This is a genomic window from Nocardia sp. 348MFTsu5.1 (assembly GCF_000383535.1).
GTDB classification, from domain to species: domain Bacteria; phylum Actinomycetota; class Actinomycetes; order Mycobacteriales; family Mycobacteriaceae; genus Williamsia; species Williamsia faeni.
The window spans coordinates 524863-537567 of sequence record NZ_KB911510.1; the positions used below are offsets into that span (position 1 = coordinate 524863).

Annotated in this window: 7 protein-coding genes; 3 read left to right on the forward strand and 4 right to left on the reverse strand. The window is 64.8% G+C overall.

Going from position 1 to position 12705, the window contains the following annotated elements:
- Positions 1–75: 75 nt before the first annotated feature.
- Positions 76–1116, forward strand: a complete 1041-nt coding sequence (locus tag H290_RS27895) for an NAD(P)-dependent alcohol dehydrogenase (protein ID WP_051121906.1) — start codon at positions 76–78, stop codon at positions 1114–1116.
- Complete coding sequence (locus H290_RS0105775) at positions 1113–2588, forward strand: mannitol dehydrogenase family protein (RefSeq protein ID WP_020105826.1); 1476 nt, start codon at positions 1113–1115, stop codon at positions 2586–2588. Before H290_RS27895 ends, H290_RS0105775 begins: the two co-directional genes overlap by 4 nt.
- Before the next feature lie 14 nt (positions 2589–2602).
- On the opposite strand, the gene xylB is transcribed toward H290_RS0105775, so the two are convergent.
- From xylB to H290_RS0105795, 4 genes are all read right to left on the reverse strand, one after another.
- Positions 2603–4000, reverse strand: coding sequence for a xylulokinase (xylB, locus tag H290_RS0105780; protein WP_020105827.1), 1398 nt, complete (start codon positions 3998–4000; stop codon positions 2603–2605).
- A gap of 3 nt (positions 4001–4003) precedes the next feature.
- Complete coding sequence (treY, locus tag H290_RS0105785) at positions 4004–6325, reverse strand: malto-oligosyltrehalose synthase (protein ID WP_020105828.1); 2322 nt, start codon at positions 6323–6325, stop codon at positions 4004–4006.
- 31 nt (positions 6326–6356) lie between these two features.
- A complete protein-coding gene (glgX, locus tag H290_RS0105790; RefSeq protein ID WP_020105829.1) occupies positions 6357–8909 on the reverse strand; it encodes a glycogen debranching protein GlgX in 2553 nt (850 codons plus the stop codon).
- A gap of 74 nt (positions 8910–8983) precedes the next feature.
- Positions 8984–11206, reverse strand: coding sequence for an acyltransferase (locus tag H290_RS0105795; RefSeq protein WP_020105830.1), 2223 nt, complete (start codon positions 11204–11206; stop codon positions 8984–8986).
- A gap of 244 nt (positions 11207–11450) precedes the next feature.
- Between H290_RS0105795 and H290_RS0105800 the strand changes: the two genes are divergently transcribed.
- Entirely contained in the window at positions 11451–12692 is a 1242-nt protein-coding gene (locus tag H290_RS0105800) for an adenosylmethionine--8-amino-7-oxononanoate transaminase (protein WP_231373517.1), read from the forward strand.
- Positions 12693–12705 lie beyond the last annotated feature (13 nt).

The following is a 12705-nucleotide window of genomic DNA, read 5'->3' on the forward strand; positions in this document are numbered from 1 at the left end:
TATGCTCAGTAAGCTAACATCCCAAATGTGACCTACGCAACATTTATGGAGGAATGTGACATGCTGCCCACCACGATGGCGGCCAGTGTTCTGGTGGCGCCCGGCGTGCTGAAGGTGGAACGACGAGAGGTACCCAGTCCTCGCGTCGGCGAGGTGCTGGTGCAGGTCAGCGCGGTCGGAGTGTGCGGCTCGGACGCGCACTACTTCCGGCACGGCCGCATCGGGGACTACGTGGTCGACGCGCCACTGGTGCTCGGGCATGAAGCGTCGGGCCGGATCGTGGCCGTCGGCGCCGGCGTCCCGCCTGCCCGGGTCGGAGAGCGGGTCTCGATCGAGCCGCAACAGCCCGACCCCGACAGTGAGCCGAGCCGCCGCGGCGAATACAACCTCTGTCCGCACATGCGGTTCTATGCCACCCCACCGGTCGACGGTGCGCTCACCGAATACGTCACGATCGGTTCCGCCTTCGCGCACGCGATCCCGGAAGCAGTGAGTGATGAGGCGGCGGCGTTGTTCGAACCCCTGTCGGTGGCGATCGCCACCATGCGTAAGGCTGCTGTCGGGGTGGGTGATCGAGTGCTGATCGCCGGCGCCGGACCCGTCGGCCTGCTCTGTGCCCAGGTCGCTGCGGCCGCCGGCGTCACCGAGGTGATCGTGACCGATGTCAATCCCGACAGGTGTGCCACAGCGCTGCGGTTCGGTGCGACCAGTGCGATCGGTCCCGACGATCTCGAAGCAGATCTCGAGGTGGATGCGTTCATCGATGCGTCCGGCGCCGAATCGGCCATCGTGGCGGGTATTCATCAGGTGCGACCAGGTGGCCGGGTGGTCCTGGTGGGCATGGGTGCCCATGCATCGATGGCGATGCCGGTGGCCCGAATTCAGAATCGGGAGTTGATCCTAACCGGAGTGTTCCGGTACGCGAACACCTGGCCGGCCGCGCGCGGGCTCGTGACATCGGGCAAGGTGGATCTCGACGCCCTGGTCACGGCCCGTTTCGGGCTCGACGAGGTGGCCGCCGCACTCGAGGCCGACCGGACACCCGGAAGTATCAAGGCCATCATCTATCCCGCCGGGGTACCGGTGGCACCGAGGCAAGGAGCCGGCCGGTCATGAGGCTCGACAACCGACATCTGTCCGAGATCGTCGACGTCCCGACACCGGGTTATGCCCGGTCGGAATTATCCTGCGGAATAGTCCATTTCGGGGTTGGCGGATTCCACCGTGCCCACCAGGCCATGTACCTCGACAGGCTCTTCGAACAGGATCCACAGTCGCGCACATGGGCGATTTGTGGTGTCGGGGTGTTGCCGAGTGACGCTCGGATGCGCGACGCACTGGTACCCCAGGACGGGCTGTACACGTTGACGCTCAAACATCCGGACGGGGTCGCCGAGACCTCGGTCATCGGATCGATTGCCGAATACCTTTATGCGCCGGACGATCCGGAGACCGTGATCGCCAAGTTGGCGTCGCCCGAGACCAAGATCGTCTCGCTGACCATCACCGAGGGCGGCTACAACTTCTCCGCGACCACCGGTGAGTTTGATCTGTCGAATCCTGCGGTGGCAGCAGACCTCGAGCCCGACGCCGTGCCGAAAACGACGTTTGGTCTCGTCACGGCAGCGCTGGCGCGGCGACGCGACAAGGGCCTTCCGTCGTTCACGGTGATGTCCTGCGACAACATCGAGGCCAACGGGCACATCGCCCGCGACACGTTCACGACCTTTGCGCGGCACAAGGATTCCGCGCTGGCCGACTGGATCGCCCAGAACACCTGCTTTCCGAACTCGATGGTCGACCGGATCACGCCGGCGACCACACCGGAGCTGATCGATGAGGTTGCCGAGCGCACCGGTATCGACGACAGGTGGCCCGTTGTCGCCGAACCCTATACCCAGTGGGTACTGGAGGATTCGTTCTCCGACGGCCGTCCGCAGCTGGAATCCGTCGGGGTCCAGGTGGTCGGTGACGTCGGGCCGTATGAGCTGATGAAGCTGAGGCTGCTCAACGCCGGACATCAGACCCTGTGCTACTTCGGCTATCTCATGGACTACCGGTACGTCCACGACGCTGCGCAGGATCCTTTGGTGCGCAAACTCCTTCGTGACTACATGAGTTCGGAGGCCCGCCCCACCCTTCAGCCGGTCCCCGGGGTCGATGTGGATCAGTACATCGACACCCTGATCGAACGGTTCTCCAATCCGGCCATCGCCGACACCATTGCGAGACTGTGTCAGGATTCCTCCGATCGCATCCCGAAATGGTTGCTGCCGGTGGTCCGCAGTCGGCTGGCCGCGGGCGGAAAGATCGACTGTGCGGCGGCGGTGGTCGCGACCTGGACCCGCTACGCCGAGGGTGTCGACGAGCACGGGGATCCGATCGATGTGGTTGACCCACTTGCTGATTCGTTGACTCGCCTGGCGCGGCAGAGTCGAGAGGATCCGTTGGCGTTTGTCGGCAACACCGCGCTGTTCGGTGATCTGGCGCAGCAGCAGGGCTTCATCGGGCCTTACCTGTGGGCGCTGGAAACCTTGCGCACCAAGGGCGCCCGAGAATTGTTGACCGAACTCCTCTCTCCCGCCTGATCGGCTCGGCGGGCTCAGCGATCGATGGTGAGTTCGGCGGCGTGCAGATACTGCTCGTAGACCACCGGTTCGGGATCGGCCTCGTAGATGTCTTCGGCTGCCGCCGACCATGTCGGAGGACCTGTGCGTGGAGTCAGGGTCCAGGCGGCCTGTCGTGCGGCACCGAGCGCAACGTATTCGCCGACTTCGGGCACCACCACGGGGTGGCCGAAGATGATCGGGGCGATCTGGCGGATCGCAGCCGACCGGGCACCGCCGCCGACCAGAATGATGCGTTTGATCGTGATGCCCTGATCGGAGATCCGCTCCACGCAATAGTGTAGAGAACACAGGAGACCCTCGATGGCGGCGCGAGCCACATTGGCGTTGTTCATGTTTCGGCCCGACATGCCGTGCAGTGCGCCGCGGGTACGGGGCAGGTTGGGCGACCGCTCGCCTTCGAAATAGGGAATCAGGCTGAGACCGTCGGCGCCCACCGGGGCCGAGAGCGCAAGGTCGGACAGTGTCGCCAGATCGAGTCCGAGCATCGTGGCCACGGTGGCCAACACCGGAGCCCCGTTGAGGGTGCAGACCAGGGGCAGATGATTGCCGGTGGCGTCGGCAAATCCGGCGACAAGCCCGCCTGGATCGGCGGGTGCGCTCGTACTGATGGCACTCACCACACCCGACGTTCCCAGCGAGACGATGCAGTCACCCTCGGCGGCGCCCAAAGCCAGTGCGGCCGCGGCATTGTCACCGGCTCCGGCGCCCAGCCCGGCCCCGGCCCGGGTGCGGCCGGCCGTGCCTGCGGGTGCAACGATCCGGGGTAGTCGCGGCAGGCGACCTCGCATCGCCAACTCCAGGAGATCGGGACGGTAGCTCTCGCCGGCAGCGCTGAAATATCCTGTCCCGCTGGCGTCGCTACGGTCGGTCCACAGCGTGTCGAGACCCTGCCGGCCGGCGAGCCGCCAGCTGAGCCAATCGTGCGGCAGACAGACCGCGGCGGTGCGGTCGGCATTGTGGGGTTCCTGATCGGCGAGCCAGCGCAATTTGGTGCCGGTGATCGCGGCGACGGGAACTACTCCGACTGCGTCGACCCAGGCCTGGGGGCCGCCGAGGTCGTCGATCAAGTCGGTGGCTGCAGCGGCGGATCGGGTGTCGTTCCACAACAACGCATCCCGGATCACCGACCCGGAGTCGTCGAGACAGATCATGCCGTGCTGCTGGGCACCCACCGATACCCCGGCAACGTCGTCGATGCCGCCGACGGCAGCGATGGCCTCCTGGAGGGCATCCCACCATCTATCCGGATGGACCTCCGTGCCCGGCGGATGTTTCGCGCTACCCGACCGGATGATCCGGCCGTCCTCGGCATCACAGACGACAACCTTGGTGGACTGCGTCGAGGAATCTATACCCGCGACCAGCACCATCAGTTACTCCCTCGTGCGTTCGAGAATCGCTACCGCAGTACCGAATTGTGCCATCGCCACGGTACCGGTCAGATCGCTTCCGGTCAGCAGGTCTCGCCAGGTGCCGGGTGGAAGTTCCAGCGTGGTCTGTTCCCACCGGTCCTGCGCCAGACGCGCGGTCCAGCGGCAACCGGTCACGATGACCGAGATGTCGGCACCGGGTTCGCCGCGTCCGAATGCGATGACGTGTTCGGAGGCCGGCCCGGTGGCGGTCAGCGGGTGATAGTCGCCGGCGACGAACACCTCACGACGCCGGCGGCGCAGGTGAGCCGCAGTCCGCACGATTGCAACCTTGGGGTGATCGACGGACCGGGTGTAGTCGATCTGGCGGCGATTGTCGGGATCGACGAGTGAATCATCGAACCATTCGGTGCCCTGATAGACGTCCGGGATACCTGGCGCAAGCATGCCGAGCGCCTTCTGCACAAGCGCGTCGGACTCGACATGGGACTGCACCTCATTCAGCAAATCGGTCATGTCTTTGGAGCAGGGTCCGTCGAATGTGTTGTCGATCCAGGCATGCACTGCCGACTCGAAGCCGGTGTCGACCTCGGTCCATGTGGTACCGACGGCGCCTTCGCGGATCGCCTTTGTGGCGTAGTCGTGGACCCGGCTCCGCAGGGCGTCCGTGATCACACCGTCGGCCGGCCAGACACCAAACAGGTTCTGCCGCAATAACAATCCGGTGACACCGTCGGGCGCGGGGTTGCGGGTCTGTGATCGATCGACGAGTTCGGTCCAGCGCGTGGGGATCTGGGACAGGACACCGATGCGGGCGCGGACATCCTCGCTGCGTTTGGTGTCGTGGGTGGACAGCGTGGTCATGGCTCGGGGCCACGCGCGCGCTCGTTCGACATTGATGCGGTGGAACTCGTCGATCGAGTCGGTGAACGTGCCCGGGTCGCCGCCGACCTCCTGCAGACTCACCAACCGGGCAGTTCGGTAGAAGAGGCAGTCTTCAACACTTTTCGCGGTCACGGCGCCGCAGACCTGCGCCAGCCGGGCGCGGGCCTCGGTGTCGGTGTCGATCGCATCGGCGATGAGGTCGAAGGCTGAACTCAGCGCGGGCAGGCGCTGCTTCTCCGTGGCCAGCACCGACTCCAACGTTCCGGCGAGAATCGGATAGTCGCTGCGATACACGCCGAGGGAGGCGATGACCGCACCGATCGCGGAGTCGAGGTCTGCATCCGGCGGTGCCGTTCCGTCGGTCGCGGACGCCAGCAGTGTGCGCCGCAGGCGTGACCGTTCGGCGGGAAAGGTGTCGGACAAAATCGACAACTTCAGGTGGCGCTCGGTGGCCTCGAGCCACCGATGATCGCCCCGGTCACCGGCGTATCGCTGATGGAGATCACCCAGTGGCTCTTCGCCGTTCGGGTCGACGAGAACAGCTCCGATGACGCGTGCCATCTCGTATCCGGTGGTGCCGTCCACCGGCAGTGAGGGATCTAGTGGCTCACCTTTGGAGAGGATCTTCTCGACCAGCAGGATGCGATCCGGGCCGATGTCATCGCGAAGGTTGCGCAGATAGCCTTGCGGGTCGGCCAGACCGTCGGGATGATCCACCCGGACCCCGTCGATGAGGTCTTCGGCGACCAGCTGCCGGACCAGGCTGTGCGTGGCCGAATAGACCACCGGATCCTCCTGCCGCAGTCCGGCGAGCCCGTTCACCGAGAAGAATCGGCGATACCCGATGACACCGATGTTCCAGGGCACCAAACGATATGACTGCTGGTCGTGTACCGCCGCTGCAGCCGACCCCGGGGTGTACGTACCGGGCGCGAGGGGAAACCGGTGCTCGTAGAACGCGAGTTCGGGGTGCTCGCCGGACGTGTCGATCTCCAGGGCATCGAGGTCGTCGGACGAACCCAGTACCGGCAGAGCGATTTTGCCATCGGCGCCGTTCTCCGGCGACCAGTCGATGTCGAAGTAGCTCGCGTGGTCCGATGCCGCGCCCAGCCGCAGTACATCCCACCACCAGGAGTTCTGGCGAGGGTCTTCGACACCGGTGTGATTGGGCACGATGTCGATGATCACCCCGATCCCACGATCGGCAGCAGCGGCCCGCAACTCCCGGAGTCCGTCGATGCCCCCGAGCGTGGGGGACACCGCCGGTGGCGGCACCCAGTCGTACCCGTGCTCGGAGCCCTCCTGGGCAGTCTGTATCGGCGAGAGGTACAGGTGGCTGACACCCAGTGCGGCATAGTGATCGAGGTTGTCGATCGCGTCGGCGAACGTGAAACCGCTGTTCAACTGGAGTCGGTAGGTGGCGCTGAGCGGCAGGATCATCGTCGACCTCCGGTGCGATGGATTGGCGGGATCAGTTCACCTTGCGCAAGATCAGCAGCGACCTTCCGGTGACCAGGACCGGGGTTCCGGCCTTGGCGAGGACAGCACTGTCACCGAGGGGGTGCGCGGTGTCGAGCTCACCGGCCCATTCCTCGGCATAGAAGGTGGTCGGCAACTGGAAAGCGATCGGCTCGTAGTGCGCGTTGAAGCACAGCAGGAAGTCGTTGTCCTGGACGACGCGTCCGCGAATGTCCTTCTCGCCGATGGCAGATCCGTTCAAGAACACCGCCAGTGACTTACCGAAACCGCTGTCCCAGTCTTCGCCGGTCATCTCCTCGCCCGACGGGGTGAGCCATGCGATGTCCCGGGGTTCGTCGCCGGACCGAACCGGCCGGCCCGCGAAGAAACGCCGCCGACGGAACACCGGATGCGCCTTGCGAAGGTTGATGACCCGGCTGGTGAACTCGAGGAGTTCGGAATTCTGTTCTGCCAGAGACCAATCCATCCACGCAATCGGACTGTCCTGGCAGTAGACGTTGTTGTTGCCGTGTTGCGTCCTGCCGATCTCGTCGCCGTGGGCGATCATCGGTGTGCCCTGGCTGAACATCAGGGTGGCCAGGACATTGCGCTGCTGGCGCCCGCGCAGGGTCTCGATGACGGGATCGTCGGTCGGACCTTCGACTCCACAGTTCCACGACCGGTTGTGACTCTCGCCGTCGCGGTTGTCCTCGCCGTTGGCCTCGTTGTGTTTGTCGTTGTACGACACCAGGTCCCGCAACGTGAACCCGTCGTGTGCGGTGACGAAGTTGATGCTGGCGCTGGGGCGGCGGCCGGTGGCCTCGTAGAGGTCGGACGACCCGGTGAGCCGGGATGCGAACTCGCCCAGGGTGGCCGGCTCGCCGCGCCAGTAGTCGCGCACGGTGTCGCGGTACTGGCCGTTCCATTCGGTCCACAGGCCGGGGAAGTTGCCCACCTGATAACCGCCTTCGCCGACATCCCACGGTTCGGCGATGAGTTTGACCTGGCTGACCACCGGATCCTGTTGCACGAGATCGAAAAACGCAGACAGTCGGTCGACGTCATGCAGCTCCCGGGCCAGGGTGGAGGCGAGGTCGAAGCGGAATCCGTCGACATGCATTTCGAGGACCCAGTACCGCAAGGAATCCATGATCAGCTGCAGGGTGTGCGGATGCCGGACGTTGAGGCTGTTGCCGGTGCCGGTGTAATCCATGTAGTGCCACGGTTCGCCGTCGAGCAGGCGGTAGTACGCGGCGTTGTCGATACCGCGGAACGCGATGGTCGGGCCCTTGTGATTACCTTCTGCGGTGTGGTTGTAGACCACATCGAGGATGACCTCGATGCCCGCGTCGTGAAATGCCCGGACCATGGCCTTGAACTCGGGCACGGCAGCCCCGGCGCGCTTGTTGGATGCATAGTCGGCATGGGGCGCAAGGAATCCGAAGCTGTTGTAACCCCAGTAGTTTCGAAGTCCCTGATCGAGCAGGGTCTGGTCTTGCAGGAACTGGTGTACCGGCATCAGTTCGATGGCCGTCACGCCCAGCTTGGTCAGGTGGTCGATGATCGCCGGATGCGCGAGACCCGCATAGGTTCCGCGGAGCTGTTCCGGGACCTCGGGGTGGGTGGCGGTCATGCCCTTGACGTGGGCTTCGTAGATCACCGTCTCGTAGTACGGGCGGTTGGGTGCGCGGTCGTGCTGCCAGTCGAAAAAGGGGTTGATCACGACCGAGGTCATGGTGTGCCCCAGCGAATCCAGGCGTGGTGGATCACCGAACAGTGGGTCCACGGGCTCGGCTTCGGGCTCGGGTTCCTGTTCCTGTTCAGAGGTGAGGATGGCCTCATCGGTACCGGTGTCGGCTTCGGTCTCGTCGTCCTCGGTGGCCCCCACCTCGACATCGGCTTCATCGTCGGTCAACAATTCGGCCACGGTACCGGCGACCGGGACGTCGTCATCGTCCGCTGGCTCGGTGACGGATTCGTCTGATGTCGAGGCAGTTTCGTTTGCCTCCGTTACCTCGACCGAAGGTGCGTCCTCCACCGGATCGGGCGCGTCGAGGGTTATCGGATACGAGTACAGCGAGGCGTCGCCGTCGAACTCTCCGTGAAACGACTTGCCGTAGGGGTCGACCAGCAGTTTCGACGGGTCACACCGCAGACCCTGGCGGGGATCGTAGGGTCCGTGGATGCGGTAGCCGTACCGCTGCCCGGGGGAGATCGTGGGCAGGTAGGCGTGCCAGACGTAGCCGTCGACCTCTTCGAGTTCGATGCGTGTTTCGGAGCCGTCCTTGCTGATCAGGCAGAGCTCGACCTTGGTGGCGACTTCAGAGAACAGTGAGAAGTTGGTTCCGGTGCCGTCGAACGTGGCACCGAGCGGGTAGGCCGTGCCCGGCCAGATCATCAGTTCTTCGACCTCTTCATGGGTGGCAGCGCTGCCGCCCGCCTGCGGTGTGGTGTCCGATGGCGTTTTTTCCGATTGCGGTGTACTCGCGTCGGTGGGCACCGCGGGGTGGCTGTCATCCGTGAGCGCACCACCGTCAGGCGTCGTCATCTGCACTCGATTGTTCATGTCCTCGACCCTACTGGGACGCGGGCCGGGTGGCATTCGGAGCAGAGCCCGTCACACCAGTCGCAATCTGCTGGTTACGTCCAGGGCAGTGCGGCCTGCATCTGACGCTGGAGTTCCGGGATGAGACTGCGGATGTAGGTGGCGCTGAGGTGGTGCCAGTCCTTGTAGACGATGATGTTTCCGACCACGGCAGGGCACGTTGTCGGGTCGCACATCCCGTCGGAGAGATCGATCGGATGCACGTTCGGGTATTTCTGCACGATGTCGAGCGTCGGGTCGGTGGGTGACAGTGCCGACGCGCGCGTGGTGCTGCAGTCCTTGTTGGAACTCTTCGACAGACAGTCCGGGGTGTTGATGGCACCGCCACCGTTGTGTGGCCAGGGGCTGTCGCGCATCCCGAGGACAGGGATCCCGGCCTGCGCGAACTGGGCGAAGATCGGGAGGTAGTCGTCGGGGACCCAGTCACCCGGGCTGTTGTCGCGGGGCCGGGTCGAGTTGGTGAACACCGCGTCGGGCCTGTCGGCGATGATCATCGGCATCACCTTGTCGACCCACTCGCGGCATTGCGGGTAGGGGACTCCGTCTTGCTTGGGTTCGGCCTCGGCGGTGAGGGGACAGCCCATCTTCAGATAGGTCCTCACCTTGAAGTGGTTCTGCTTGCCGAGGATGTCCAGCGCGGTGATCCACATCTCGGCGTGGGAACCGCCGGCCAGCGCAATTGTCTTGGTGGCGAACAGATCACCGTACTCGCCGATGTGGACGTCGCCGTCTTCGAAGTCGCTGATGTGTCCGTTGAACGAGGTTACGGGTAGGTCATTTCCCACGGCCAGCGGTGAGGGCTGCGGGTCCACGTGGGGTACCGGGACGCCGTCGAGGAGTGCATGGGCGCCGGGGTAGACACGAGGATCGAGATTTGTCGTGTCGACCTTCATATGGGTGGCGTGGTACTCCCACGCCTTGAACCCGACCGTCATCACGATGGCGGCGACCAGCAGGATGCTGCCGACCACCGTCGAGTAACCGAGGAGACGGACCCGCCACGGGTTGACGGCTGCGGCATGGGTCGCCTGGTGATGCCGGGTCGGGGTGCCTTTGTGGGGTGGGTTGTCCTTGTGGATGGACACCGAACGCGGCGCGCGCAGCGGTTCCTCGATGTATCGCTTGGTGAGCCATGCCAGCGCGATCGAGACCGCGATCAGGACGGAGCCCTCGACGACGGATGCGTGGTTCTTGTCGCGCCAGGTCAGGTAGAAGATGAGCAGCGGCCAGTGCCACAGGTACAGGGCGTAGGAGATCGACCCGAGCCAGACCATCCGGCGGGTGGCGAGGGCGTTGTTGACGGCGGGGCGCTCCACGGTCGCCCCGACTTGGTGTGCGGTCCCACCGGCCCAGATGATCGCCACCGTGGAGAGCACCGGCACCAGGGCCCACGGACCGGGATACTGCTCGACACCGACGATCCACCAACCGCAGGTGACGATCATAACGAGGGCGGTGATGGACACCAGGTTGCGAATCGCATTGGGGACCCGCCACTTCGGCATCCACACGGCCAGCAGGCCACCGGCCAGCGGCTCCCAGGCGCGCGAGATGGTGTCGTAGTAGTTGAACTGCTGGTTCACGCCCATCCGCATGTGCGCCCAATAGAAGGACACCGCGGCGACGCCGAGGATCGCTCCACCGACGAGCACGCGGATCACCGTCGGATTGGCCATTTTCTTGGAGCCGGCCTGCACCAGAAGTTTGATGGCTCCGGCGAACGCGAGCGCGGTGAGCATCGTGACCACGAAGAACTGACCCTGCACCGACATCGACCACAGGTGCTGCAACGGACTGTTCGCCGAGCTCGCCGCGGTGTAGTCCTGGGAATTGAAGGCCAGGAACCAGTTCTGGTAGTAGAACAGGCTGGCGATGACCTCGCGTCCGGTGGCGAGCCACCGGGTTTGCGGGAGGATCAGCAGGGTCCCGAGGCTGATGACGATCAGGATCGCCACCAGGGCGGGCAGAAGCCGCCGGGCCAGACGCGTGAGCCGCTTGACCGGGTTGACGGTTGTCCACAGCGTGGCGCGGTCGTCCTGACTGACGATCGTGTGCCGAAGCAGTGACCCGATGAAGAAGTAGCCCGACAGGGTCAAGAAGACATCGACGCCACCGGAAACCCGGCCGAACCAGATGTGAAAGCAGGCCACGAGGACGATCGCGAGTCCGCGGAGTCCGTCGAGGTCGGTGCGATAGGTAGGCACCGAGTCGGCGGGAACTGACGCGTTCCGCTTGTCGACCGTGGGCGTGGCAGTCAATGTTCTGGTGTCTCGTTTGCTCGGAGGGTCTGCTGCGCAATCGTCTCATCGCAGCTGTCGGTGGGCAGTCCAGCCACGTAATGTACCTGCCTCGGCTGGGAATCCCCGGGACGGTTCCGCCGCGCGCCCTCATTAGGGTGGATCCGTGCCCACGTTTCCCGAACACTCGAACGGACAAGCTGTGCTTTCCGCAGCGGACATCACCAAGCTCGATTCCGAGCTGATCTGGCATCCGTACGGCACGATGCCCCATCCCGCCCCGGCCCCGCGCGTGGTGCGCTCGGCGCAGGGTGTGCGGTTGACGTTCGCCGACGGGACCACGGTTGTCGACGGGATGAGTTCGTGGTGGGCGGCAATCCACGGCTATCGAAATCCGGTCCTCGACGACGCGGCGCGTGCGCAGCTCGACTCTATGGCGCACGTGATGTTCGGTGGGTTGACACACGAACCCGCGGCGCGGTTGGCCGAGCTGCTGGTCGAGATCACACCGGACCCGCTGCGGACCGTGTTCTTCTCCGATTCGGGGTCGGTGTCGGTCGAGGTGGCCGTGAAAATGGCTCTCCAATATTGGCGAGCGCGCGGCGAGACCGGCCGAAACAGGCTGCTGACCTGGCGCGGTGGCTACCACGGCGACACGTTCACGCCGATGAGCGTCTGCGACCCCGAGGGCGGGATGCATTCGCTCTGGACCGACGTCCTGACCCGGCAGGTCTTCGCACCGGTCCCGCCCGTCGACTTCGAATCCGATTACGTGGCGGAGTTCGAAGAACTGGTAAGGGCACACCGGAGTGAACTCGCCGCGGTCATCGTGGAGCCCGTTGTCCAGGGCGCCGGTGGCATGCGTTTCCACGATCCCGGCTACCTGACCGAGCTTCGCCGGATCTGCGACGAGCAGGGCGTCCTTCTCATCTTCGACGAGATCGCCACGGGATTCGGCCGCACCGGAGAGCTGTTCGCCGCAGACCATGTGGGCGTCTCACCGGACATCATATGCGTCGGAAAAGCACTGACTGGTGGCTACCTGTCGATGGCGGCGACATTGTGCACACGTGAGATTGCCGACACCATCTCCGGTTCGGCCGTCGGAGTGCTGGCGCACGGCCCGACGTTCATGGCAAACCCGTTGGCGGCGGCGGTGGCGGTCGCCTCCACGGAATTGTTGCTCGCGTCGCCGTGGCGTGAGCGGGTCACACAGATCTCGCAGGCCCTGACGGCCGGCCTGGCGCCGTTGTCCGCTGTTCCGGGGGTGCGCGAGGTACGCGTTCGCGGCGCCATCGGAGTGGTGCAGCTCGACAACCCCGTCGCTATGGCCGTCGCGACGGATGCAGCTGTGGACGCCGGGGTCTGGTTGCGGCCGTTCCGCGACCTCGTCTACACGATGCCTCCGTATATCTGTACCGAAACGGACATCGACATACTTGTCGGCGGTGTGAGCGCTGCCGTTCACGCCACGGTGGCGGGTAGCGCCACGCCTATTGGTCTATGAGAGGCTTCTCACA